Below are 24,807 nucleotides of genomic sequence, written 5' to 3'. Positions count from 1 at the left end.
CCTCCCGTCACGCGGACGAAAACTCTCCGTCACGCGGACGAGTCCGCTCGCGCGCGTCGCCGGAGCGCGACCGCGAGCGCGACCCCGCCCCCGACGGCGGCGAGGCCCGCCGCGGCGAACACGCCCCGAACGCCGAACGCGGGGACGAGCGGGCCGAAGAGGACGGGTGAGACGAACTGGCCGGTGTACCCCGCGGAGGCGAGATAGGAGCTGAACTGCCCCTGTCGGTCCGCGGGCGCGAGTGCCTCGACCCACGCGAACGAGGCCGGGAAGACGAGCCCCTGTCCCAGCCCGAACGCGAGGACCGCCGGGACCGCGGTCGCCGCGGAGGTCGCGAGCGTCGCGGCCGCGAAGGCGACGACCCACAGCGCGAGCGCGGCCCCGACGAGCGCGTGCCGGCTCACCCGCGTCACGAGGCGGTCGTACAGCGCGGCCGAGACCCCGCCGGCAGCGCCGTTGGCGGCGAGGTAGAGGCTGATCGTCGTCGACGCCGTGATCCCGAGCTCCGCGAGCAGCTGCGGGTAGAAGACGATGATCGCGTACAGCAGCGCGTTCGTTCCGAAGTACAGGAGGTAAACGCCGAGCAGTCCGGGTCGAGCGCGGAAGACCGAAACGACGCCCGCGAGTCCGCGGCGGAGCCGACTCGCGGTCCCCGACTCCGCGGTCGACGAGCCGCCGTCGGAATCCGCGTCGTGACTCCTTCGAGCGGTCTCCGGCACCGTCGCGGCCGCGATCAGCCCGAGCGGCACCGCGACGAGGTAGACGGCGAACGGGGCCTGCCACGAGAGCGCGCCGAGCGCGCCGCCGAGGAGCGGCCAGACGACCGCGCCGACGCTGTTCGCGCTGCTGCGCAGTCCGAGCGCGCGGTCCATCCGAGCGCCCTCGTACAGCTCGTAGATGAGGACCGTGACGCCCGTGTACACGAACGCGACGCCGACGCCGAGGACCGCCCGCGAGGCGAGCAGCGGGCCGAACGAGTCGACCGCGAGGCCCGCGCCCCCGCCGACCCCGTACAGGAGGAGCCCGCCGACGAACGGTCGACGCGGGCCGACGCGGTCGACGACCCAGCCCGCGACCGGGCTGAAGACGACGATCAGCGCGCCGTGAGTCGTGATGATGAGTCCCGCGAGCGACTCCGACACCCCGAGGTTCGCCTGAATCGCGGGGACGATCGGACCGAGTATCGCGCCCGCCATCACGGTCAGCGTCGCCGACGCGAGGATCACCCACAGGGTCGCGCGTGTCTCCGACGAGGGTGCCATCGACTCGCGTTCGGGCGGTGACCGACAACACCCTTGCGATCAGTCGTATTTCGTCCCGTTCTCGCCGAGAAATTTACGTCGCCGGCCGCCCGAGCATGAAACGTCCATGGGATCGCTCCCCTCGCTCTCCAACCGCTCCTCCCCCGTCGACCGCTCCTCGCTCTCCGGCTGTCCCTCACCCTCCGATCACCCCTCGCCCACCTTCCGGAGCGGATGAGCCGAGGCGGCACCTGGTCGTTCCCGACCGCCACGGGGCGCGCCGAGGTCGCCCCGGACGAGATCCGGGTCCGGCGACGGCTGCGGACCGCCGTCGATCAGGCCGGACGGGCGCTCGCGAGGGGTCGGCTCGATCCCCTCACAGACGCGTTCGGCTGGTCCGGCGTCGGGGTCCTGTTCACCGTCCTCGGCGCGATTCCGCGGCTCCTGTCGGTCGGCGACGGGAGCGAGGCCCTCTGGGTGGCGGGGATCGCGGGTGTCACGGTCGTCGGGACTCTCGCCGCGTCGATAGTGGGGGGCCGCCGCACGACGGTGCTGCTTCGCGCCGTCGAACACGTGGAGTTCGACGGTGACGAGGTGGTCGTGGTCCACGAGTCGGACGACGAGGGAGACGACGAGCTAACCGAGACGGAGATCCGGCCGCGATCGGACGACGCGCGCGCCGACGCCGCGCTCGCGCTCCGGCTCCGGGGGGTCGAGATCCGGGGCGTCGACGCGGACGACGCGGTCTCCCGGACGGCGGTCGACGCGCCGAAGACGGAACTGCTGGAGTGAGTCAGCGCGTCAGCGACACCGTCCGCTCGACGACCTCGTACCCCTGCGCGGCGAGCGCGTCGGCGTAGTACCGCTCGGCGACCCGCGCCTGCGGAAGCCGGCGGAGGTCGAACCGCCGCGTCGGGCGCAGTTCGACGTCGACGACGCTCCCGCCGTCGGCCGCCTCGCGAACCGTCGCGGCGTACGACCCCCACGGTCGGTCGTTGACCGTGCCGTCGATGTCGACGGCCGCGACGGCGTCTCGGTCCCCCGCGGCCCGCACCGCGGTCTCGAAGTCGAGCGCGACGCTCCGGAGCCCGAACAGGTACGAGAACTCGTAGGTCGCTCGGGTGCCGGTCGGACGGTCCGGGGCAGCGGCGTCGGTCCCGGTCGGGCGGGCGGTGTCAGGGGTGTCGCCCCCGGCCGTCCGCACGTCGTCGGCGATTCCCCACTGGAACGCGAGGACGGGCGGCGTCTCCGAGGCGAACTGGCGGACGACCGCCTCGGGCCGCGCGTCCGTGCGGAGACGGGTCGTCCCGGATCGGCGGTACAGCGGTAGACGGAGGGCGACGACCAAGACCGCCCCGACCGCGACCCCCGGCCAGAACGAGAGCGCGGTGACGGCGGCGAGGAACGCCCCCGCGACGAGCAGCGCGAGAGTCCAACTGACGACGCGCTCGGCTCGGCGGTAGCCCCGTACGGCGTCGTCGAGCGCGTCGCGGTCGGTGGGAGGCGGCGTTCGGGCGTCGGAGGGACTGGAGGGATCGCTCACGCTCCGAACTCGCGGAGACGGGGAATCAGGATTTCGATCGCCGCAGTCGTCGTCGAACGCGGCCGAGGCCGACCGCACCGAAAGGGCTGCGTCGCGTCCGTGCGACGCCCGAACCGTCATGCTCCGGCCCGGCGGGGCTGCGCTCAGACCGAGTCGCGCTCGTCGGCCGACGCCCTCCCGCAGATGCTCACGAGGTCGTGGAGGTCGTCGATCTCGTAGGTCGGGTGGCAGTCGAGCTCCGTCGACCGCCGGTGCGGTCGACGGACGAACGCCGAGTCGATGCCGGCGTTGTCGGCCGCGCGGACGTCCGACTCGTTGTCGCCGACGAAAAGCGCCGTCTCCGCGCCGAGGTCTTCGAGGGCGCGCTCGATGTAGTACGGGGAGGGTTTCTTCCGCGAGAGGCTGGCCACCGAGGGCTCACGGCCGTACGCGACCTCGAAGTGGTCCGCCAGCCCGAAGTGGTCCAAGAGCGCGTCGACGGTCGCCTGCTGGTTCGAGGAGACGACGCCGAGCGAGGCGTCGAGTGCGCGGAGGGCGTCGACGTCGTCGTACGGCGTCTTCCGGCCCTTTCGGGCGGCGTCGATCTGGGCCGCCGCCGCGGTCTCGTCCCTGACTTGCCAGAACTCCGTCGGGTCCACGTCGTAGCGCTCGCAGATGTCGGTCAGGGTCGCGGGGTCGACGCCGACCGCGACGTCGTCGACGTGCGCGAGGTCCGGGTCCTCGACGCCGAGGCTCACGAACGCGTCCCAGGCGGCCTCGCGGAGCGTGTCGAACGGCGTCCGCCCGACCAACACCCCGTCGTTGTCGAGGACGACGGCGTCGTACACGCCTCACTCTGCGTCGCTGACGGGCAAAAAGGTTTCACACCCCGAGGAATCGGCCGCCCGAGCGCCGGACGGTCGGATCCTCACAGGCCAAACAGCCGGACGAACAGCCCCGCGAGCAGCGCGACCGTCCCGGCGATCACGCCGACGAACGGGATCGGAACCGGCAGCGGGATCACGATCAGTGCGACGCCGAGCGCGATCAGCGCGGTCGAGAGCTTCACGGCCGACCACCGTCCGCGACGCGGAAATACCTTCAGGGAGATTCCGACGGTCGGACGACGCGTCCGGGCGGACGCCACGACTCCCGCACTTTCAATACCCGGCCCGTCGAAGACTCAGAACGGACCATGAACATCTTTGATATCGCGGTGTCGGAATACGTCGAGGTCGACGTCGATGAGCGGCTCGCCAAGGTCCGTTCTATCTTCGAGCGAGAGAACCCCAAGGGGATCGTCGTCGTCGAGGACGGCGAGTACGCGGGCGTCGTCGGGGAGAAACAGCTCATGCGCTCGCGCATGGAGGACGACACGAAGGTGTCGGCGGTGATGAAGCCCGCCCCCTCGGTCGACCGACACGAGGACGTCCGCGAGACCGCCCGGCTCCTCGTCGAGGGCGACGTGAAGATCGCGCCCGTCTACGAGGGCGAGAAGCTCTACGGGATCATCACGGTCGACCAGATCCTCGAAGCCGTCATCGACAGCCTCGACGCGATCACCGTCGGCCAGATCGCGACCGAGGACGTGATCGGCATCGGCGAGACGGAGAGCGTTGGCCGCGCCATCAATCGCCTCCGCGAGAACGGCGTCTCCCGACTTCCCGTGCTCGACGACGACGGCGACCTCGTCGGCGTCGTCACCACGAACGACATCGTGGAGTTCGTCGTCCGCGACCACGAGCGGCAGGGCAGCGGCGACCGCGCCGGCGACATCGACCGGATGCTCGACATCCCCGTCTACGACATCATGTCCAGCCCGGTCGTCACGGCGACGAACGACGAGACGGCGCAGGCGGTCGTCGAGCGTATGTTCGACAACGAGGTCTCCGGGCTGGTCGTCACGCCCGCGGGTGCCGACACCGTCGCCGGGATGGTGACGAAGACCGACGTGTTGCGCGCGCTGACGTTCACCGAGGAGGACTCGATGGACGTCCAGATCACGAACGTCGACTTGCTGGAGGGGACCTCCCGCGAACACATCCGCGAGTCCATCGAGCAGGTCGTGGACAAGTACGCGGACATGCACGTCATCCACGCGCACGTCCGGCTCCACGCTCACAAGGAGAAGCTTCGCGGCACGCCCCTCATCCAGTGTCAGATCCGCCTCCGAACCAACGAGGGACAGGTCGGCGGCTCCGGCGAGGGGTACGGTGCCGAACACGCGTTCCACGTCGCGCTCGACAAGTTAGAGCGGAACGTCCTCGAAATCAAGGGCGTCAACGCCGACGAGGAGTACCGCGGCCAGCTCCTCCGGAAGCTCGGCCAGCTGTAGGCGGTTCCGCGTCCGACTTGCGGACACGCGCCGGTCTGAACTCGCGCTCGTCCGTCGACCTCAATAAATCGATTTTTCGCCGCCGACAGCCGTCCCTATCCGTCCGATCCCTCGGCGAGTCCGTCGGCGACGATCCGAAACGTCGCGGTGTCGCCCGCGGGCTTCGAGCGGTGCTTTTCGAGGGTCGCCCGACGGTTCCCGCCGCGGAACCGGTCGACGCGGACGATCGCACCGGTCCAGTGGTTGAGCGTGTTGCCGCCGAGCGCGCGGTCGCGGTCGCCGTCGGGATCGGTGAACACCTGATTCGTGATCACGACGGCGATGTCGTGACGCCGGGCCAGCGAGAGGAGGTGCGTCACCTGCTTTGCGACCTTCCGAAGCGACTCGCCGCCCTCGGTGTCGCCGGCGCGCTCCAGTCGGTAGAAGCCCGTCGCGGAGTCCAACACGATCAGCTCGACCTCCTCGGCGAGCTCCTCGGCGTCGCGGACCGCCTCGCGCTGGTCGTCGAAGTCGTACGCCTCGGAGATCACCAGCCGCGCGGCGAGCTCTTCGAGGGTGTCGTCGCCGTCGCCCCGGTCGAGCCGCCCCTCGGCCAGCTGTTCGAACCGGTCGATCGACAGGCCCTCGGTGTCGATGTAGAGGGCGCGGTCGCCGCGGCCCGCGACCTCGACCGCCGCCGCGAGCGCGAGGTTCGTCTTCCCCGCGGCCGGCGGGCCGTACACCTGCGTGACGACGCCGCGCTCGAAGCCGCCGCCCAACAGCTCGTCGACCGGGCGACAGCCGGTCGGGATCGGATCGCTCACTAGACGGGGATTCGACCGCGCTCATATTTAAAGGGTCGATCGCGGCGGTGACCAGGGGATGCGCGCGGCTCGTCGAGGAACGCGTCGATCACCGACGGAAGCGCCGCCGCTCGTCGAGCGATGATAAGTGTGAGAGAAACGGAGATGGCGTCGATCGCGTCGAGCGACGGCCGAAATCCGGTAGTGCGTGCGGACGCGTCGTCCGCGGTCGAGAGATTAGTTGCGGACGAGGTTCGTCGCGCGCGGTCCCTTGGGGGACGATTCGATGTCGAATTCCACTTCCTGACCCTCCTCGAGGTCCGGGCCGCCGACGTCTTCCATGTGGAAGAACACGTCTTCGTCGTCGTCGAGGTCGCCGTCGTCAGTCGAGATGAAACCGTAGCCGCCAGTGTCGTTGAAGAAATCAACCTTACCGTTTGCCATTGCGAATATACGTACAGCCCGTTCGGGCATAACCCTTGCGAGGGTCGTGGTACCACGGGGGTTCGAGCGATCACGCGGGCGAAACGATCCCGGTCAACGGCTCGTTTCGGGACCGTTGCGTCGGTTTCCGGTGCGCTCTCGGTCGTGTTCATCGCGTGCCACCAGTCGCGGGGTTCATTTACGCGCGACCACGTAGGTCGGACAACAACATGGACCGCCGCCACTTCCTCCGCTCGCTCGCCGGGACCGGCGTCGTCGCCGGGACGACCGCCACGGCCGGCTGTGCCGGCGTCCTCGGCGACACCGACGGTTCCAGCAACGGCGACGAGGGCTCCGACAGCCCCGACGGCTCCGGCGACGAGGAGACGATCCTCGGTCCGCCGGAGCAGAGCCGAGGCGACCCGGTCCATCCGATCCGCGGCGACGAGATGCCCGATTTTACCGTTCCCGACCCGATCACGGGCGAGGAGATATCGACATCGCAGTTCGAGGGGGAGCGCGCGTACCTGTGGACCTCGTTTTACACGAGCTGCCCGGACGGCGTCTGTCCGGCGCTCATCCTCAGACTCCGACGGGCGCAGGAGGTCGCGGCCGAGGAGGGGTTCGGTGACGAGGCCGCGTTCCTCGCGCAGACGTTCGATCCGGAGCGCGACACCGCCGACGTCCTCCGCGAGTACGCGGGCCAACGCGGTGTCGACCTCGACGCCGGCAACTGGCACTTCCTCCGTCCCGAGAGCTACGAGGCAGGCGTTGAGTTGATGGACGAGAACTTCGGGCTGAAGATCCAGAAGACCGACGGCGAACAGTACGAGAGCTTGGAGTACGCGTTCCCGCACTACGGCCTGATCCTCCTCGTGAACAAGCAAGGTATCGTCGAGCGGGCGTACCCGCGCGGCCCGGCCACCGACATCGAACGAATCGTCGACGACTTCCGACGGGTGGTCACGGCGTGAGGCGACGACACTTACTGGCGGGACTCGCGAGCGTCGGAGCCCTCGGGGGTGCGGGGGCGGTCGCAACGGGCGGCGTTCCCGACGTCCTCGGTGACGGGCCGGAACCGGTCGAACCGGTAACACTCGACACGGTCGATGCCCCGGGGAGCCGCGACGGCGAGGTAACGATCCCCGCAGAAGGCCGTCCGACGTTCGTCGACTTCTTCGCGACGTGGTGTGGCCCCTGCGAAAAGCAGATGCCCGGCCTCGTTGCGGCGCACGACGAGATCGACGACGAGGTGCTGTTCGTCTCCGTGACACCGGAGAACGTCGGGGGAAGTGTCGATCCGAAGACCGTCGTCGAGTGGTGGAAAAACCACAACGGAGACTGGCTCGTTGCGGCAGACGTCACGGCGGAACTCGCCGCGAAGCTCAACGTCCAGAACTATCCGACAGCGGTTGCGATCGACGAGACCGGTCGAATCCGTTGGTCCGATTACGGCGTTCACACCGCAGAGGAGATCGTCACGGGGATCGAGACCGCTCTCAGATGACCGGCGTCTCGCTCGCGACGAACGTCCCGTTCGCCGTCACCGCCGGCGTCGCGACGTTCTTCTCGCCGTGCGCGTACCCCCTTCTTCCGGGCTACGTCGGGTTCTACGTGAACTCCGTCGAGACCGACTCCGCGTCCGTCGTCGGCGCGGGGGTGCGCGGCGTCGCCGCCGCGGTCGGCGTGCTGGCGACGTTCGCGCTGCTCGCCGGGGCCACCGTCCGGGTCGGCTACTCGACGCTGTCGAACATCACCGTCTTCGAGACGCTCGTCGGCGGCCTGCTCGTCGTCTTCGGGCTGCTCGTCGTCGCCGGTCGCGCCCCGTCGATTTCGGTGCCGCTGCCGGAGCGGCGCACCGGGATCGTCGGGTTCGGGCTGTTCGGCGCGGGCTACGCCCTCGCCGGCGCGGGCTGTGTCGCGCCCGTGTTCCTCGGCGTCGTCGCCCGCGCGATCGCGCTCCCGTCCGAGACGGCGCTGCTAGTGGTCGGGGTCTACGCCGGCACCGTCGCCGTCCTGATGGCCGCGACCACGGTCGCGACCGGCGTCGGCCTCGTCAGCAACGCGAACCGGGTGATGGCGCACGCCGGCCTGCTGAAACGGATCGCGGGCGCGGTGATGGTCGCCGCCGGGATCGGACAGCTGTACCTCTCGCTCGTCGTGTACTGAGGCCCCGGTGTCGCGTTCGATCCGTGAAGCAGATCCTTGTCTCTCCCGTACCTTCTTAACCGACAGCGCGGAACCTCCGTACAGCCGAACCGAGACGGTTCGGTCCCCGCACGATGAATCTCGATCAGTTCACCGCCGAGAACGCACCGACGGACAGCGCGGAACCGTTCCAGCGCGAGAACAGCTACACCTTAGACGTCGCGGTCACCGGGACCGTCATGGCGAAGGCCGGCTCGATGGTCGCGTACACGGGCGACGTCTCGTTCACCGGAAAGGCCTCCGCGGAAGGGGGCATCACCGGCTTCCTCAAGGAGGCCGCCACGGGCGAAGGGACGCCGATCATGGCCGTCGAGGGTGACGGACACGTCTACTTCGCGGACGACGGCAAGAAGGTACAGGTGATCGAACTCGGTGCCGACGAGTCGATCACCGTCAACGGCGAGGACGTGCTCGCGTTCGAGGAGTCGCTCTCCTACGAGATCAACACCATCGACAGCCTCGCCGGCGCGCTCGCGGGCGGGTTCAGCAACGTCTACCTCGAAGGGCCGGGCTACGTCGCGCTCACGACGCACGGCGACCCGATCGTCTTGGAGCCGCCGGTGGCGACCGACCCCGGCGCGACCGTCGCGTGGGGCGGCACCTCGCCGGACGTGGAGGTCAACCGCAGCCTCTCGGACATGGTCGGTCAGGAGTCGGGCGAGCGGTATCAGATGCGGTTCGACGGCGACGGCGGGTTCGTCGTCGTCCAGCCGCGCGAGGAGCACGCCTGAGACGGGGCCGACACCGACACGTCGGCCCCCCGTATCGGCCTACCGCGCCGCCAGCCACTCGGCGAAGCCGCCGGTGAGGAAGTTGGCGTAGTCGACGATCCCGAGGTACAGCGAGACGATCACGACGATCACGATCGGGATCCGGACGGCCCAGATCCACGCGTCGCCGAGCCCGCCGAGGCCGTCGAGTCCCTGTCGCAGTTCGTCGCGAGCGATGTCGGGGATTACCCAGCCGACGAACAGCGCGAGCAGCAGCGACCCGAGCACGAGCAGGATTCCGTCGGCGAGTAAGTCGTACAGGTCGAGGAAGATCAGGTCGACGGTGACGGGCACTCCGAGCAGGAAGACCGCCACGCCGAGCGCGGCCGACGCCGGGACCCGAGCGACGCCGACCTCGTCGATCAGGTACGAGACCAGCACTTCGAGGATGCTGATCGCCGAGGAGAGCGCGGCGATCCCGACCATCCCGAAGAAGACGACGCCGAGGATCCGGCCGCCGGGGATGCCGGCGAACGCCGACGTGAGGCTCACGAAGATCGCGCCGGGACCGCCCGTTCCCGGCTCGATCCCCACCGAGAAGAGGATCGGGAAAACGACGAAGCCGACGAGGACGGCGACGAGCGTGTCGAGCGTCGCGATGATCCCCGCGTCGGCCGCGAGGTTCCGGTCCTCGCCGAGGTAGGAGGCGTAGGTGATCATCACGCCCATCCCGAGCGACAGCGTGAAGAACGCCTGTCCGGCGGCGGCCGGCAGGATTTCCGTCCAGTTCGCCGCGATCGTTCCGAAGTCGGGCGAGAGGTAGTAGGCGTACGCCGCGCTCGCGCCGTCGAGGGTGAATCCGTACGCGGCCAGTCCGAGCAGGAGGACGAGGATGGCGGGGACCATCACCTTCACGCTCAGTTCGATCCCGCGCCGGACGCCGGCGGCGATGATGCCGATGACGAGCAGCATGAAGACGGCGTGGAAGAGGAGCGTGTCGAGTCCGGTCGAGACCGTGCCGAACAGCGCCTCGGCCTCGGACGGATCGGTGAGGGTGAACCCTTCGGTGATCCCGATGAGCGTGTACCGGAGGAACCAGCCCGCGACGACGCTGTAGTACGAGAGGATGATGAACCCGGTGACGACGAACAGCCAGCCGGCGTACGACCACGCGCCGCTGCCGAGTTCACGCAGCGCGCCGACCGGGTTCCGGTCGGTCCGGCGTCCGATGACGAACTCGACGAGGATCGCCGGGAATCCGATCAGCGCGACGAACGCCAGATAGGTGATCAGAAACGACGATCCGCCGTACTGGCCGGTGATGAACGGGAATCTCCAGATGTTCCCGAGTCCGACCGCGCTACCGACCGCGGCGAGGATGAACCCCGCTCGCGTCGCCCATGTCTCGCGTGCCATTGATACCGGAGAAATTCCGTTGCGGCGTAAAAACGTGTCTCTCCGGCGCTGAGACAGGTAACGAACATTCCTGATCGTTCGTCCAATCACCCCTGAATCGAGTCCCGACCGTGAATTTAATAGCCGGACGGCTACCTCACGGGGTATGGAACGCGTAGACGTCGCGATCGTGGGTGGCGGTCCGGCGGGGTCCTCCGCAGCGCACGCGGCCGCGACCGGCGGCGCTGACGCGCTCGTGCTCGAAAAGGGAGTCCCCAGAGCCGACCGCGACCGGCTCGGTCCCGACTCGACCGACGCCGCGGGCATCCTCGACTACTGGGTCGACATCATGGGGATCCACCCCGACGAGTTCGACGACGGGGTCGTTCAGCGCGAGCTGAACCGCGCGGAGTTCCGTGGCCCGGAGGAGGCGGCGACGCTCGAATCCACCGGCATCGACTCCTCGTACGACAAGTTCGGGTACACCTTCCAGCGCGCACGCTTCGACGACTGGCTCCGCGACCGCGCGGAGGACGCTGGTGCGGAGTACCGGGCCGGCGTCTCCGTCCGCGGCGTCGACACCGACCTCTCGGTGACGCCCGGCGGCGACGACCCGCGCCACACCCTCGAACTCGCGGACGGGGACGCGGTCGGCGCGGACTTCGTGGTGCTCGCCGACGGACCCCAGCGGACCGTCACGAATCGGGTCCTCGACGAGTACCTGCCCGCGGACGCACAGGCCTCCGAGCGTTTAGCCTCCCGGACCGCGAACCACATCGCGTACCAGGAGTACCGGCACGTCCCGGATGCCGTCTTCGAGGAGGTGAACGACGCCCTCGTCTTCTGGTGGGGCGTGATGCCCGGCGAGACCGCATACCCGTGGATCTTCCCGAACGCCGACGGCGTCTGCCGGATCGGGCTCACGATGCCGATCGGGCTCGACGTCGACGAGTTCGACCGCGACGCGTACGCGCTGCTCGACGCCGACGACGAGTCGATCCCGCAGGGGAGCGAGTACGTCCGCCGGCTCTTGGAGTGGCAGTACGGCGACGAGTACGACGTCGAGGAGGACTTCCCCGTCGTCGAGGAGGCCGGCAAGCGGAACGGGACGGAGACCTACCCGATCTCCTCGACCCGACCGATCGACTCGCCGGTCGAGGCCGGCATCGCGGTCGCCGGCGGCGCGATGGGGACGACCTCGGCGTTCCACGAGGGGGGCGACCACGTCGCCGTCCGCACCGGCGCGATCGCCGGCAAACTCGCCGCCGAGGGCGACCTGGCCGCGTACAACCGCCGCTGGAAGGAGGCGATCGGCGACGAGGTCGTCCGCAACGTGACGATGGCCGACATGGTCGCCGACTACGGACCGGACGACTGGGACCGGGTCATCGGGGCGGCCGACGCGATGCTCGCCGCCGGAGCGAGCGACGGCCTGCTCGCGCAGCCGTACCGGTCCGGCTGGGAGTCGGCGAAGCTCCTCCTCGGCTACAAGTGGAACAAGCGGCGCGTGAAGAGAGACTACGTCGGCATCGACGAGAGCGAGTACGTCTACTGACGCCCGGCGGTCGCTTCGACCGTTCTCCCGGTTTGACTACCGGATCACGGGAGCCGCAAGCTCTACCGGCTCCGTCTCGATCCCCGCCACGTCGACCGGCTCTGCCTCGTGGCTCGGCCACCGCCCCGTCTTGGTGAGCCGCTCCGTCAGGTCCGACGCGACGAGGTGCGTGTCCTCGCTTTTCGTCCCCTGAACCGTCGGGTTCCATGCGTAGCCCATCGGTCGTTGAACCGGCTCGTCGCCGTCTGGCGTCGCGATCCACTCCCGACCCGCGAACCCGGCCGCCCCGCCCTGATGGTGGTTCTCCCACTCGCCCGGGAAGCCGACCGCGTCGTACGCGGCTTGGATGACCTCGAAGACGTCGCCCGCGTCGTCGGGACCGCCCGCACCGTCGGGAGCGTCGACGGCGTCGCCGCCGGAGAGGGTCCCGGCCGCGGCGGCCTCGGTGGCGCGGATCGCGGTCGCCTCGACGCGCGCCGCGGCGCGGTGTCGCTCCTCGAACCAGTCGGGCGCGTCGAAGGCGACGGTCCGCGTCATCGAGGCGTACAGCCCCGCGCGCTCGCCGGTGACTGACACGAGCGCGTAGTCGCCGAGCGCCGCGTCGCTCGGCGTGTAGTGGCGGTAGGACTGGGCGCGTCCCGCGCCGCCGACGAGCACGACCGGGGTGTCCACGTCGCGCGAGGCGAGCGAGATGTCGATGCCGGCCGCGACCTCGTACTCCGGGTCGTCCGGTTCGAGGTTCCGACAGACGGTCTCGACGGCGGCGGCGACCTCGCGGCCCAGCTCGCGGTAGCGCTCGACGTCGTCGTCGGTGAGGGGCTGTCTGAGCCGGCTCCCGTCGACGGTCTCGAAGCCGGGAACGTCGAAGTCCGCGGCGGCGGGCGCGGGCGACCGCTCGGCGACCGCCTCGGCGAGCGAGCCGGCGTGCCACGGGAACGACTCGACCGCGAACGCCTCCGGGAGCTCCTCGTCGGCGAGCCGCTCCACTTCGATGGTGTCGGTGACGACGCGGAGGTCACCGTCGTAGCCGGCGGCGGCGACGCCCGTCGTCGCGTCGGCGTCGACGACGTTGTCGCCGCCGGTGAGCCACGCGAATCCGTTGGGGCGCGCGAACCAGACCGCTTCGAGCCCGCGCTCGTCTAAGTACGCGTCGAGCCTGTCGGTGCGGGCGGAGAGGTCGACCATACGGACGGACTCTCGCCGGGCCAGTAAAACCGGTCGGAACCGATCGGGATCGGTCGGCGCGCGGAGCGTAACGGACCGGTAACGGGCGCGGAGTCGGAGAGGCGTCGGAATCGGGAGTCGTCACCGCGCTGTCATCCGATCGATTCGCCCGACGCCCCCGACGCGAAGCCCGAAACGAAAGGTTCAATTACGTTCCACGGAAACGACGAGATGCGTCAGTAAGCCCCTTCGGGTTGGTAGTCTAGTCCGGTTATGACACCTCCTTGACATGGAGGAGGCCGGCGGTTCAAATCCGCCCCAACCCACTCCTAATTTCCCGCGACGACGAGCGACAGCGACCGGTCTCGACGCGGGGGACTGACCCGCCCTTTGAGCGTGGAGCGATGCGAAGTTTCTTTTACTTCACTCCGGAGGATCCGGGTAGATGAGTGACCGAGGCGGTCGAGCGCTGGACGGGTCCGAATCGCCGACTTCGAACCGTGACACGGCGGATTCTCTCGCTCCGACGGCGGCAGAATCGGCCGCCTCGACCGCCGCCGACGCGCCGTCGACCGGGCGACTGGTCGTCGTCTGCGGACTGCCCGGCGTCGGCAAGACGACCGTCGCCGAGCGGATCGCGGACCACGTCGACGGGCGGATACGGCGGACCGACGTGATACGGAAGGAGCTGTTCGACGACCCCGAGTACACCGACGCGGAGACGGAGGCCGTCTACGACGAACTCCTCGCCCGGGCTCGCGAGGACATCGACGCGGGCGACGCCGTCGTCCTCGACGCGACGTTCGCGGACGGTCGGTTCCGGGCGGAGGCCCGCGAGACGGCCGCAGAGACCGCGGGGGCGTTCGACCTCGTCGAGGTCGACTGCGACGAGGACGTCGTCGAGCGACGGATCGAGCGCCGGGACGGGATCAGCGACGCGGACTTCGAGATCCACCTCCACTTCAAGGAGCTGTTCGACGAGGTCGCCGGCGACCACGTCGTCGTCGACAACTCCGGCACGGAGGCGGAGACGTTCGCGCAGGTCGACGCCGCGTTCGCCAAGGGTGCGACCGCCGACCGCGACGACCGGGCGGCGACGGTCACCGACGCCGAGTGAGGACGCGCTCGGTATGTGAACAGATGGCGTGACGAGCGGGCGCACACGTCTCAAATCACTTATACGGGCGAACGCACAACGGAAGGTATGAGCGAAGAATCCGGGCGGAAGAACCTGCGGATGCCCAACGACGACGAAGTGTTCGCCGTGGTGACGGAACACCTCGGCGGCAACCACGTTCAGCTGCGCTGCGCCGACGGCGTGGAGCGACTCGGTCGGATCCCCGGTCGGATGAAGTATCGCACGTGGATCAGCGAGGGGGACGTGGTCCTCGCCGAGCCGTGGGACTGGCAGGACGAGAAGGCGAACGTCGAGTGGCGGTACGAGGACGAGGATGCCGACCAGCTCCGCCGCGAAGGCCACATTCAGTAATCGAGCGCGAGTTCACGCCCTGCGTAGCAGCCGAACATGGCAGATCGCCGCTGACCGCCCTCCAATCTGACTTCTTCTCGACGAACGGTCCACCGCCTCCGGTGGCTTCGCGAGCGACACGGGACCACGAGAGATATCTGCGAGCCGCCGGACACCGGAGATACTGAGATCGCCGTTCTCTATTCGTGTACAGTATTGTGAGTACTATCCAAAACCATTATTACGGCGAGGCGCGTACCCACTGATATGAGTTCGACAGAAGCTGCTCCCGCAGAGCCGATTCGGCTAGCCGACACCGACGCGTTCGACGCGCACGTCGCCGACCACGACGTCGTCCTCGTCGACTTCTACGCCGACTGGTGCGGTCCGTGTCAGATGATGGAGCCGGCGGTCGAGGCGGTCGCGAGCGACACCGACGCGGCGGTGCTGAAGGTTGACGTCGACGAGCATCAGGCGCTGGCCGGCGAGTACGGCGTCCAGAGTATTCCGACTCTGCTCGTGTTCTCGGACGGCGAGTTAGCCGATCAGATGGTCGGCGCGCAGACCGAACAGGCGCTCGTCGACGCGGTCGCCGAGCCCTCCGCCTGAACCCCCGCGTCGCACCGCGTTCGCCCGACAACCGCCGATTCCGGACCACGGAAACCGACACCATGAGAAGGGTAACACTCGATGACAACGGTATGACCCCGAGAGAACTCCGCGCGGACATCCCCGCGCTCGGCGACGCGGCGTACTTCAACTTCGGCGCGCACGGGCCCAGCCCGGAGTACGTCGTCGAGGCGGCCGGCTCCTTCGTCGCAGACCACGAGTACGGCTCCGCGACGACCGACCCCTACGAGTACGCCTTCGAGACGTACGAGGCGGTTCGCGAGCGGATCGCGGCGTTCGTCGGCGCGGACCCCGAGGAGGTCGCCCTGACCGAGAGCACGAGCGACGGGATCGCCCGCGTCGCCGGCGCGATCGACTGGGAGCCGGGAGACGTCGTCGTCCGGACCGACCTCGAACACCCGGCGGGAGTCCTCCCGTGGCAGCGGCTCGAACGCGAGGGCGTCGAAGTGCGCGTGCTGGAGACCGAGGACGGCCGCGTCGACCGCGACGAGTACACCGAGGCGGTCGCCGACGCTCGACTGGTCTGTTTCAGCGCGATCACGTGGACCCACGGCACCCGACTCCCGGTGCGAGATCTCGTCGAGATCGCCGACGACGCCGGCGCGTTCACCCTCGTCGACGCGGTCCAGTCACCCGGGCAGGTCCCGATGGACGTGAGCGGGTGGGGGGCCGACGCGGTCGCGGCCGCCGGCCACAAGTGGACGCTCGGCCCGTGGGGGGCCGGGTTCCTCTACGTCGACCGCGACGCCGCGGCCGACCTCGCGCCGCGCGCGGTCGGTTACCGGAGCGTCGCGGACCCCGAGGGCGACGAGATCGAGTTCAAGCCCGGCGCGGGACGCTTCGAGGTGGGAACGACGACCGCCGCGGCCCACGTCGGTCTCGTCGAGGCGCTCGACGCGATCGACGCGGTCGGGCTCGACGCGATCGAGTCCCGGATCGAGTCGCTCACGGACCGCCTGAAGGCGGGCGTTCCGGACGACCACCTTCTCAGTCCGCAAGCGTACGAGTCCGGGCTCGTCACGATCGACGTCGACGACCCGGAAGCGACCGTCGACCGGCTCGCCGATGAGGGCGTCGTCGTCCGGTCGCTGCCGGGTCCGGACGGGATCCGGGCGTCGGTCCACGCCGTCTCGACCGAGGCGGAGATCGACCGGCTCCTTGACGGGCTCGAGGAGGAGTTTTAGCGCTGGCCGTCCAGGGTCGCACATGGGATTCCACACGTTCGACGCGGACGGGGCGGACCGGTTAGAGCGGGCGGCGGTGCGGTACCGCTGGGTGTCCGCGGAGGAGGTCGTCGGGCCGTTCGCGGCCGGTGAGTTCGGCGTCCTTGCCGACCTCGGGAGCGGCACCGGATTCTACACCGACGACGTCGCCGAGCGCGTCGAGACCGTCTACGGCGTCGACGTCCAGCCGGAGATGCACGAGTACTACCGCGAGAAGGGCGTCCCCGAGAACGTCGAACTGGTCGCGAGCGACGTCGCGGACCTCCCGTTCGCGGACGACGAACTCGACGGCGCGTTCTCGACGATGACCTACCATGAGTTCGCGAGCCCGGAAGCGCTCACGGAGATCGCCCGGGCGGTCCGCGCCGGAGGACCGCTCGTCGTGTTCGACTGGTCGGCGGACGGCGACGGCGACCACGGACCCCCGGTCGACGAGCGGTTCACCGCCGCCGACGCCGTCGCGGCGCTGGAGGCGGCGGGGTTCGAGGTCGACTCCGCCTCGACGCGCACGGAGACGTTCGGCGTCGTCGCTCGGGCACCGTAGGCGACCGCCGAGCTCGAGGAACGAGCGCCTCAGCGTCCGATTTGAACGTTCGTGAAGAAATACCGTTAGGTGCGTCCGGCCCGTAGACGAGGTATGGTCGCTCGTTTCCGATCAGCCGCCACGGCCGTGCTCGCCCTGCTCGCGACGCTCGTCGCGCGACCGGTCGCGGCCCACGTCGACTACGTTACCGAGGACTCCGGCGACCCGATGGACGCGGTGACGTTCGTCGTCGACGTGCTCTCGGAGCCGTTCAACGCGGCGCTTTTCGCCGGCTCGGGGCTCGTCGCGCTCGTCGGACTCGCCGCCTACCTGTGGGTGCGACCCACCATCGTCGACGTGGTCGTCCTCCGCGAGAAGCTCGCCGGCTACGGCGACCTCGTCCCGTGGATGCTGCGGCTCGCCGTCGGACTCCCTCTCGTCGGCGCTGGCTTCCAGGGGTACCTCTTCGCGCCGACGCTCTCGTTTAACACCGCAGTGAACCCGTTCCTCCGGGTGCTTTTCATCGGACTTGGGTTCTTCATTCTCTTCGGGCTCGGGACTCGGATCGTCTCGGCGGTCGGGCTGGCGACGTACGCGTGGGTGTTCCTCGCCGTCGACTCGTCCGTCGTCCTCGCGGTGGAGTACGTCCCGGTGTTCGTCGCGCTGGTGATCCTCGGCGGCGGCCGACCGAGCGCGGACGACATGCTGTTAGAGGTCGCGAGCACGCCGGGGTCGTACTACGGCCGGATCGACCCGGTCCACCACCTGAAGTCGTTCCTCGACGAATCGACAGCCCCGCTGCGGCGGTACGTGCCGACGGTACTCCGGGTCGGGATGGGCGTCTCGTTCGTCTACCTCGGGCTGATCCAGAAGCTCGCAGACCCCGGCAGCGCGCTCCTCGTCGTCGAGAAGTACGACCTCACGTCGGTCGTTCCGGTCGACCCCGGACTGTGGGTCGTCGGTGCCGGCGTGACCGAGGTCGCGGTGGGGCTGGCGCTCATCGCGGGCTTTTTCACCCGCGGCGCGGCCGCGCTCTCGTTCGTGCTGTTCACCACGACGCTGTTCGGGCTCCCGGACGACCCCGTCCTCGCGCACGTCGCGCTGTTCGGCATGGCGTCTGCCGTCTTCACGCTCGGCTCCGGGCCGCTGTCGTTCGACCGGTGGGTCGGTCGTCCCGCGCTCGGCGACGAGGAGCCGGTCGCGGCGGCGGACTGACGGTCCACTCCAGTCGGCGTCCGTCCGACCGGCATCCGCTCCGATCGGTGTCCGCTCCGGTCGGCGGTTTTTAAGTAGCTCTCGCGCGGTGAGACGAGTATGAACGTCGACCTCGGCAACGCTCTGGAGACGACTCCCGGGCTCACGACGGAGACGCTGGACAGACTCGACGACCGCGTTGCGGCCGCGCACGAGCGGATCGCGGGCGGAATGGCCGACGAGGAGTTCGGGTACGCAGCCCTGAACCTCCCCGAGACCGCGGACCCGGACGCGATCTACGCCGCGGTCGACGGGTTCGACCGCCCCGAGGCGGTGCTGACGGTCGGCATCGGCGGGAGCGCGCTCGGCGCAGCGACGCTCGCAACGGCGCTCGAAAGCGACGTGGACGCGTACGTCCTCGACAACGTCGATCCCGACGACACACGGCGGCTCCTCGCTGACCTCCCGCTCAACGACACCGTCGTCAACGTGGTCTCGAAGTCAGGGACGACCGCGGAGACGCTCGCGAACTTCCTCGTCGTCCGCGAGGCGATGGCCGACGCGGGCGTCGACTGGACCGACCGCACCCTCGTCACCACCGGCGAGGAGGGGAACCTCCGGGAGCTGGCCGACCGCCACGACCTGCCCTCGCTGCCGGTTCCGGACGGGGTCCCCGGCCGCTTCTCGGCGCTGTCGACGGTCGGCCTCGCGGTCGCCGCGCTTCAGGGCCACGACGTCGCGGCCGTCCTTGCGGGCGGCCGCGACGGGATGGAGTCGCTGTCGGGGTCGCTGTACGAGTCGCCCGCCTACGCGTACGGCGCGGCGACGTACGCGCTCGCGGAGCGCGGCGCGCTCACCAACGCCGTGATGCCGTACGCCGAGTCGCTGGAGACGTTCGCGGAGTGGTTCGCACAGCTGTGGGCCGAGAGTCTCGGCAAGGACGGGCTGGGCCAGACTCCCGCCCGGGCGCTCGGCGCGACCGACCAGCACTCCCAGCTCCAGTTGTATCGCGCCGGGCCGCCGGACAAACTGGTGACGCTCGTGCGCCCGACCGAGCGCGCCGACGTGCCGATCCCCGAGACCGACCTCGACGGGCTGGCGTACCTCGGCGGCTCGTCGCTCGGCGGGCTGCTCGACGCCGAGTTCGAGGCGACCGAGGCGAGCCTCGCGGCGGCGGACGTTCCCAACGTGCGCGTCGAGATCGACCGCGTCGACGAGCGAAGCCTCGGTGAGCTGCTCTACGGAATGGAGGCGGCCTGCGTGCTGTACGGCGAGCTCGCGAGCGTCTCGACGTTCACCCAGCCCGCGGTCGAGTGGGGGAAGAAGGCGGCCCGCGGACTGCTCGGCGGCGGCGACTTCGAGGAGGCCGAGGCCGTCACGGAGAAGCGCGAACTCCGGATCGACTGACGCCGCGAATCGACACTCGCGAGAGAACCGACGCCCCCGGTCCCTTCCGGTGCGTCTAAACCGCCGCGAGCCGTATCGCCGGCGATGAGCGACGACCCCCCCGCGGCGGCGGTCGGCGAGCGATTGACTCGCGTCGCGAGCGCGCTGTTCGCGATCGTGTTCGCGTTCCTCGTCGCGAACGCAGTCACCGTGCCCGGAACGAACCTTGCCGCCTCCCTCGGGCTAGTGTCGGAGGGATCGAACGGCTACCGGCTGCTCCAGACCCTGCTCCAGTTCGCCGGGTTCGTCGCCGCGATCGCGGGGTACCTCGCCGTCACCGACCAGTGGGACCTCGCTCGCGCCTCCCGGCCGACCGCCCGCGAGGCGGGGATCATCGTCGGCGGCGGCGTCCTCCTCTTCGGGTTCCAGTACGGGGCCCTGTTCGCGCTCGATCAGATCGGCCTCTCGACCGGGCAGAACCAGGCGGTCGTCCCGGGCGGCGACCCGGTCACCTACTACCTCGCGATGATCGCGGTGTCGCTCGCGGTGGTCGGCCCGGTCGAGGAACTGCTGTTTCGCGGCGTCGTTCAGGGCGGGATCCGGCGCGCGTTCGACGCCGCCCCCGCGATACTCATCGCGAGCGTCGCGTTCGGGCTGATCCACCTGCCCGCGGTCTCCGGAACGATGGTCGAGCAGTGGGCGTACGTCGGCGTCGTCGTCGTGTTGGGAGCGGTCCTCGGCGCGTTCTACGAGTGGACGGACAACGTGGTGGTCCCCGGGCTGGTACACGGTGTGTACAACGCGGTCACCTACGTGGTGTTGCTCGCGCAGGTGGTCTGAGACCGAAAAAACGATCACTCTTTGGGGGCGCTGAAGGCGTATCCGCTCGCTACGACGCAGTTGCTTTCGTCACAATCGAGACCCCCGAAGCCCCAGTCGCTCGGCTGTATGATGGCGCTAGTGTTGATAAATCGCTGATTGACATGAACACCCCCGAAGCCCCAGTCGCTCGGCGATACGCGGTCACCGACTTGGACACGACCGCCGAAGCCCCAGTCGCTCGGCGATACGCGGTCACCGACTTGGACACGACCGCCGAAGCCCCAGTCGCTCGGCGATACGCGGTCACCGACTTGGACACGACCGCCGAAGCCCCAGCCGCGAGGACTCGCGCGGCTCGCTGCGCTCCTCACTCGGTCGCTACCGCTCCCTCGTTGCGGTGCTTGTGTCGCCGTGCGTCGCCCTCGCGGCTGCCCCTTCGAGTCCCGCCCCGCGCAGCACCACCGGAAGACGTTCCTGCTCGCTCACTGCGTTCGCTGCGCAGGCTGCGACTTCCGTACTCCCGCTCGCTCCCTCCGGTCGCTCGCGGGACCGCACCCGCACCTCACGCCTCCCCAGCCTCGTCGCTGGCGGTCTTCGCTTCGCTCCGACCGCCAGCGACTCCCTCGCGCGTGCTGCTCGGCCGCGAGGCGGCCTCGCAGGCGCGCGCCACCACTTCGTCGTGTCTCAAAACTCCGCCTTCCCCCATCGGAGGTCGTCGTAGGTCGCCTGCTGGTCGCTACCCAGACGCTCCTCGAACTTCCGGCGGAGCGCCGCCTTCTCGGTGGCCGAGATCCGCGCCAGCTCGTCCGCCTTCGCGACCGGCTCGGGCGGGCCGCGCGTCGCCGCCACCTCGGCGACGACCTGCCGAGTGAGCCGCTCGCGGGTGTCGGGGTCGCGCGTGAACGCGTACGGGGCCTCCAGCTTGTACGTCACGTCTGTGCGGGGGTCGTAGACGACCATGAACGTGACCTCGTACAGCTCCGGGTCGAGCTCGCGGTCGACGCCGAGCGCGTCCTCGTCGGCGGCCATCGCCGCGTCCGCGCCGCCACGACTCCGGAACCACGTGGTGAAGGTGAGGTCGTCGTCGAGCCGCGCGCCACGGTCGGCGGCGCGGTCGCCGCCACCGTCACCTCCGGCGGATCGGTGGTCGGGGTCGCGCCGCTCCAACAGCCGCGTGAACAGCGCGGTGTCGTCGGGCCACGGCGACTCGACGCCGGCGCGCGCGAGCGCCCGGACCGCGGTGCCGCTCGCGGGATTTTTCACGAACCCGGCCAGCGGCACGTCGCGCTCGACGAACCGCTCGACGAGCCGGACGTACTTCTCGATGACCCCGCGCGGCTTCGCCTCCCGGGCGAGTTCGCCGAGCTCGGGGTCCCGGTCCGTCCACGTGAACAGCTCCTTCGGGTAGATCGGGCCGTCGAGGACGAGGAGGCCGTCGACGCGGTCGGCGTGGTCGAGCGCGTGGGTCCCCTCCGCGAGGTATAAGGCGAGGGCGTGGACGACCCGCTCCGCGTAGCGGTTCACCCGCGGGACGTGGAGGACGCGCTGTTTCGTGTGGCTCTCGTCGCGCTTCGTCCACTCGCTGTCGAAGCCTGCGGTCGAGTCGCCGGCGTGAACAGTCGCGACGATGGTCCGGTCGCGGTGGAGGTCCAGATCCGTCGGCGAACTCGCCATCGCCGCGTGCGCGACGTCGACGACGAGGCCGTTCTTGAACGTCGTGGGGTTGATCGTCCCGGAGTCGAGGCCGTGGACCGTCTCGAACGGGCGCTCGGCGAGCGCGACGTCGTCGATGTCGGCCCGTCGGCGCTCGTGGTCGCCGAGCGCCTCGATCACGACCCGACCCTCGCGGCGCAGCTCGGGGAGCCACTCACGCCAGACGCGCTCGGCGAGGTCGTCGTGGTCCGTCGCGTCCACGTCGCCACCGATGCCGTACGCGAGCTGCGCGATGTTCTCGACGTGGATCGGATCGAGCGTCACGGCCGTAGACCGGGCCGGCCCGACATAAAAGTCGTCGGCTTGGAGACCGCGGGCGGCGAGCGCGCCGACCGGTAGTCGGGGAACGAGTCGGGGCCGCATCTGTCGCGCCCCGAGGAGGACGCGGCTCACGCCGCTGACGGAACGGCTTCGACTACCGCGGGAGAAGCGGCAATTTCTTTCGCCGACCGTAACTCGCCGGCTAAACCTGTTACCCCCCGTCAACTACGCTACGACACCTGAACGGCAGTATCAGGGCTAATACTTGGAGGGAATGTGCTTTTAACTCGAACAACAACCGGCGCGTATGGGAGAAACTGCGAGCAGCGTACCCTCGGAGGGGTCTGGCGGGCTGACGGAGAGCGTGCGAGAAGTGATCCGCTACACCCCCGACGGCACCTCGATGCCGAAAGAAATGTGGAAGCCGCGGCACCGGAACATCCTGATTTTGACCGTCATACAGGTGCCGGTGTTGATCGCGATGGGGCTGTACAGCGGGACCGAATCGATCACCGGGGCGCAGATTCCGGCGACGCCGCTGTGGATGCTCGGGGGGTTCGTCGCCGTCGTCCTCGCGACCGCCGCGCTGGCGAACTGGTCGCGGCTCGGCCGCCGCCAGCGGACGGTGCTCACGGCGTTCAGCCTCATGACCGTCTCGATGGCGCTGGTGAAGCTGTCGGGCGGGTACATCGAGGCGCACTTCAGCTTCTTCGTGTTCATCGGAATACTCGCGCTGTACGAAGACTGGCTCCCGTTCGCCGTCGGCGTCGGGTACGTGGCGGTCGGCCACGGCGCGTTCAGCCTCATCGACTCGAGTCTCGTCTACAACCACGCCGCGGCGATCGAGAATCCGATCGTCTGGGGCGGGATTCACGCGTTCTTCGTCCTCGGGCTCTCCGGCGCGCTGATGGTCAACTGGTACTCGATCGAGAAGTCCCGAGAGGCGGCCCGCGAACAGCTCGAACTGGCCGAACGGAAACAGTCCGAGATACAGGACGTCGAGGCGGCGAAGGCGGAGGTCGAGGAGCGCCGCGAGGAGGTCGAGCGCCTGAACAGTCACTTGGAGACGAAGGCCGACGACTACAGCGCGGCGATGGACCGCGCGGCCGACGGCGACCTGACGGTCCGGCTCGACGCGGACAGCGAGAGCGAGGCGATGGCGCAGATCGGCGCGGCGTTCAACGGGATGATGGACGACATCGACGAGGCGATGGGCGAGGTGCGGTCGTTCGCGCGGGACGTGTCGACCGCGAGCGAGAACACGGTCCGCGGCGTCGAGACCGCGAGCGACCGGAGCGAGACCGTGAGTCAGTCCGTCACCGAGATCGCCGAGGGCGCGGACGAGCAGCGCGAGATGCTCAGACAGGTGTCCGACGAGATGAACGACCTCTCGGCGACGATCGAGGAGGTCGCCTCCTCGACGCAGACGGTCGTCGAGGTCGCGGAGCAGACCGCGGACATCGCCGACGAGGGCGAGGAGACCGCGGAGACCGCGATCGAGCGCGTCGAGGAGTCCCGCGAGGCGCTCGACTCCGCCGCGGGAACGGTCCAGCAGCTCGACGACCGGATGGAGGACATCGGCGAGATCGTCGACCTCATCGGCGACATCGCAGAGCAGACGAACCTGCTCGCCCTGAACGCGAACATCGAGGCCGCGCGCGCCGGCGGGAGCGGCGGCGGCAGCGACGGGTTCGCCGTCGTCGCCGACGAGGTGAAACAGCTCGCCGAGGAGACCCAAGACGCCGCTACGGAGATCGAGGAGCTGATCGGCGACACGCAGTCGCGGACCGAGGGAACGGTGACGGCCGTCCGAAGCGCCGAAGAGAACATCGCGGCGGGTGCCGAAGCGGTCGAGGACGCCGCGGACGCGTTCTCGCAGGTGTCGGACAACGCGAAGGAGACCGACGAGGGGATCCGAGAGATCAGCCGCGCCACCGACGATCAGGCCGCCAGCACGGAGGAGACGGTCTCGATGGCCGAGGAGGTCGCGGAGATCAGTCAGGCGACCGCGACCGAAGCCGACGCGGTCGCCGAGGCCGCGGACGAGCAGCTGGCCGCGATGAGCGACGCGACGGCGGAGGCCGGCTCGCTCGCGGAGCAAGCCGAGCGGCTCGGGTCGCTCGTCCGCGAGTTCGACGTCTCCGGCGACGAGGTCGACCCCGGAACCGGTCCGGGGGCGACCGTCGCGGTCGGCGACGGCGGACAGCCGGAGTAAGTCGATAACGGCGGCCCGGTACGGGATTTTCTCTGCG

Annotated in this window: 25 protein-coding genes and 1 tRNA gene; 17 read left to right on the top strand and 9 right to left on the bottom strand. The window is 69.5% G+C overall.

What is annotated here, in order from left to right; genetic code table 11:
• Positions 1-29: 29 nt before the first annotated feature.
• The gene (locus QOL69_RS02440) at positions 30-1,262 is read right to left on the bottom strand and encodes an MFS transporter (protein WP_283401899.1); all 1,233 of its coding nucleotides are present in this window, start codon (positions 1,260-1,262) and stop codon (positions 30-32) included.
• 213 nt (positions 1,263-1,475) lie between these two features.
• Between QOL69_RS02440 and QOL69_RS02435 the strand changes: the two genes are divergently transcribed.
• Complete coding sequence (locus QOL69_RS02435) at positions 1,476-2,033, top strand: hypothetical protein (protein WP_283401898.1); 558 nt, start codon at positions 1,476-1,478, stop codon at positions 2,031-2,033.
• Position 2,034: 1 nt separating this feature from the next.
• Here the strand turns inward: QOL69_RS02435 and QOL69_RS02430 are convergent, their stop codons facing one another.
• The 3 genes from QOL69_RS02430 to QOL69_RS02420 all read right to left on the bottom strand — a co-directional run bounded on the left by QOL69_RS02430 (position 2,035) and on the right by QOL69_RS02420 (position 3,832).
• The gene (locus QOL69_RS02430; RefSeq protein ID WP_283401897.1) at positions 2,035-2,784 is read right to left on the bottom strand and encodes a hypothetical protein; all 750 of its coding nucleotides are present in this window, start codon (positions 2,782-2,784) and stop codon (positions 2,035-2,037) included.
• Positions 2,785-2,927: 143 nt separating this feature from the next.
• Positions 2,928-3,611, bottom strand: coding sequence for an HAD family hydrolase (locus QOL69_RS02425; RefSeq protein WP_048077819.1), 684 nt, complete (start codon positions 3,609-3,611; stop codon positions 2,928-2,930).
• Positions 3,612-3,691: 80 nt separating this feature from the next.
• Complete coding sequence (locus QOL69_RS02420; RefSeq protein WP_283401896.1) at positions 3,692-3,832, bottom strand: hypothetical protein; 141 nt, start codon at positions 3,830-3,832, stop codon at positions 3,692-3,694.
• 126 nt (positions 3,833-3,958) lie between these two features.
• On the opposite strand from QOL69_RS02420, the gene QOL69_RS02415 reads away from it, so the two are divergent.
• Positions 3,959-5,098 carry a CBS domain-containing protein gene (locus QOL69_RS02415; protein WP_048077821.1) on the top strand — a complete coding sequence of 380 codons (1,140 nt, stop codon included), beginning with the start codon at positions 3,959-3,961 and terminating at the stop codon, positions 5,096-5,098.
• A gap of 95 nt (positions 5,099-5,193) precedes the next feature.
• Here the strand turns inward: QOL69_RS02415 and radB are convergent, their stop codons facing one another.
• Entirely contained in the window at positions 5,194-5,901 is a 708-nt protein-coding gene (gene radB / locus QOL69_RS02410) for a DNA repair and recombination protein RadB (RefSeq protein WP_283401895.1), read from the bottom strand.
• Positions 5,902-6,117: 216 nt separating this feature from the next.
• Positions 6,118-6,324, bottom strand: a complete 207-nt coding sequence (locus QOL69_RS02405; protein WP_004595330.1) for a cold-shock protein — start codon at positions 6,322-6,324, stop codon at positions 6,118-6,120.
• Positions 6,325-6,533: 209 nt separating this feature from the next.
• Between QOL69_RS02405 and QOL69_RS02400 the strand changes: the two genes are divergently transcribed.
• The 4 genes from QOL69_RS02400 to QOL69_RS02385 all read left to right on the top strand — a co-directional run bounded on the left by QOL69_RS02400 (position 6,534) and on the right by QOL69_RS02385 (position 9,242).
• Positions 6,534-7,277 carry an SCO family protein gene (locus QOL69_RS02400; RefSeq protein WP_048077823.1) on the top strand — a complete coding sequence of 248 codons (744 nt, stop codon included), beginning with the start codon at positions 6,534-6,536 and terminating at the stop codon, positions 7,275-7,277.
• On the top strand, positions 7,274-7,810 hold the full coding sequence (locus QOL69_RS02395) for a TlpA family protein disulfide reductase (protein ID WP_048077824.1): 537 nt from the start codon (positions 7,274-7,276) through the stop codon (positions 7,808-7,810). The genes QOL69_RS02400 and QOL69_RS02395 overlap by 4 nt, the downstream gene beginning before the upstream one ends.
• Positions 7,807-8,472 carry a cytochrome c biogenesis protein CcdA gene (locus tag QOL69_RS02390; RefSeq protein WP_283401894.1) on the top strand — a complete coding sequence of 222 codons (666 nt, stop codon included), beginning with the start codon at positions 7,807-7,809 and terminating at the stop codon, positions 8,470-8,472. Before QOL69_RS02395 ends, QOL69_RS02390 begins: the two co-directional genes overlap by 4 nt.
• Before the next feature lie 113 nt (positions 8,473-8,585).
• Positions 8,586-9,242, top strand: a complete 657-nt coding sequence (locus QOL69_RS02385; RefSeq protein WP_283401893.1) for an AIM24 family protein — start codon at positions 8,586-8,588, stop codon at positions 9,240-9,242.
• Positions 9,243-9,281: 39 nt separating this feature from the next.
• Here QOL69_RS02385 and QOL69_RS02380 read toward each other — a convergent pair whose 3' ends face one another.
• Positions 9,282-10,637 carry a sodium-dependent transporter gene (locus QOL69_RS02380; protein ID WP_048077827.1) on the bottom strand — a complete coding sequence of 452 codons (1,356 nt, stop codon included), beginning with the start codon at positions 10,635-10,637 and terminating at the stop codon, positions 9,282-9,284.
• Positions 10,638-10,782: 145 nt separating this feature from the next.
• On the opposite strand from QOL69_RS02380, the gene QOL69_RS02375 reads away from it, so the two are divergent.
• Positions 10,783-12,171, top strand: a complete 1,389-nt coding sequence (locus tag QOL69_RS02375; RefSeq protein ID WP_283401892.1) for an NAD(P)/FAD-dependent oxidoreductase — start codon at positions 10,783-10,785, stop codon at positions 12,169-12,171.
• 36 nt (positions 12,172-12,207) lie between these two features.
• Here QOL69_RS02375 and QOL69_RS02370 read toward each other — a convergent pair whose 3' ends face one another.
• Positions 12,208-13,356, bottom strand: coding sequence for a M24 family metallopeptidase (locus tag QOL69_RS02370; RefSeq protein ID WP_283401891.1), 1,149 nt, complete (start codon positions 13,354-13,356; stop codon positions 12,208-12,210).
• Positions 13,357-13,586: 230 nt separating this feature from the next.
• Between QOL69_RS02370 and QOL69_RS02365 the strand changes: the two genes are divergently transcribed.
• The 9 genes from QOL69_RS02365 to QOL69_RS02325 all read left to right on the top strand — a co-directional run bounded on the left by QOL69_RS02365 (position 13,587) and on the right by QOL69_RS02325 (position 20,599).
• Positions 13,587-13,661: transfer RNA gene (locus tag QOL69_RS02365), tRNA-Val, on the top strand.
• Positions 13,662-13,780: 119 nt separating this feature from the next.
• Entirely contained in the window at positions 13,781-14,452 is a 672-nt protein-coding gene (locus QOL69_RS02360) for a P-loop nucleotide/nucleoside kinase family protein (protein WP_283401890.1), read from the top strand.
• Between the two features lie 87 nt (positions 14,453-14,539).
• Positions 14,540-14,824 carry a translation initiation factor eIF-1A gene (locus QOL69_RS02355; protein ID WP_006628131.1) on the top strand — a complete coding sequence of 95 codons (285 nt, stop codon included), beginning with the start codon at positions 14,540-14,542 and terminating at the stop codon, positions 14,822-14,824.
• Between the two features lie 246 nt (positions 14,825-15,070).
• On the top strand, positions 15,071-15,412 hold the full coding sequence (gene trxA, locus QOL69_RS02350) for a thioredoxin (RefSeq protein ID WP_048077831.1): 342 nt from the start codon (positions 15,071-15,073) through the stop codon (positions 15,410-15,412).
• Positions 15,413-15,474: 62 nt separating this feature from the next.
• The gene (locus QOL69_RS02345; RefSeq protein ID WP_283401889.1) at positions 15,475-16,617 is read left to right on the top strand and encodes an aminotransferase class V-fold PLP-dependent enzyme; all 1,143 of its coding nucleotides are present in this window, start codon (positions 15,475-15,477) and stop codon (positions 16,615-16,617) included.
• 22 nt (positions 16,618-16,639) lie between these two features.
• Positions 16,640-17,200, top strand: coding sequence for a class I SAM-dependent methyltransferase (locus QOL69_RS02340; RefSeq protein WP_283401888.1), 561 nt, complete (start codon positions 16,640-16,642; stop codon positions 17,198-17,200).
• A 93-nt stretch (positions 17,201-17,293) separates the two neighbouring features.
• Positions 17,294-18,394, top strand: coding sequence for a DoxX family protein (locus QOL69_RS02335; RefSeq protein ID WP_283401887.1), 1,101 nt, complete (start codon positions 17,294-17,296; stop codon positions 18,392-18,394).
• A 99-nt stretch (positions 18,395-18,493) separates the two neighbouring features.
• Positions 18,494-19,780 (top strand): phosphoglucose isomerase-related protein, encoded by a 1,287-nt coding sequence (locus QOL69_RS02330; protein ID WP_283401886.1) that lies wholly within the window; start codon positions 18,494-18,496, stop codon positions 19,778-19,780.
• A gap of 84 nt (positions 19,781-19,864) precedes the next feature.
• On the top strand, positions 19,865-20,599 hold the full coding sequence (locus QOL69_RS02325) for a CPBP family intramembrane glutamic endopeptidase (protein WP_283401885.1): 735 nt from the start codon (positions 19,865-19,867) through the stop codon (positions 20,597-20,599).
• 666 nt (positions 20,600-21,265) lie between these two features.
• Here the strand turns inward: QOL69_RS02325 and QOL69_RS02320 are convergent.
• Positions 21,266-22,558 (bottom strand): DNA double-strand break repair nuclease NurA, encoded by a 1,293-nt coding sequence (locus QOL69_RS02320; RefSeq protein WP_283401884.1) that lies wholly within the window; start codon positions 22,556-22,558, stop codon positions 21,266-21,268.
• Positions 22,559-22,862: 304 nt separating this feature from the next.
• On the opposite strand from QOL69_RS02320, the gene QOL69_RS02315 reads away from it, so the two are divergent.
• Entirely contained in the window at positions 22,863-24,770 is a 1,908-nt protein-coding gene (locus QOL69_RS02315; RefSeq protein ID WP_283401883.1) for a methyl-accepting chemotaxis protein, read from the top strand.
• The last annotated feature ends 37 nt before the right edge of the window (positions 24,771-24,807 follow it).

This window comes from Halorubrum sp. DM2, assembly GCF_901686465.1.
GTDB lineage: Archaea > Halobacteriota > Halobacteria > Halobacteriales > Haloferacaceae > Halorubrum.
Note: the sequence above shows the minus strand (reverse complement) of the source record. Positions and strands in the feature narration are given on the sequence as shown.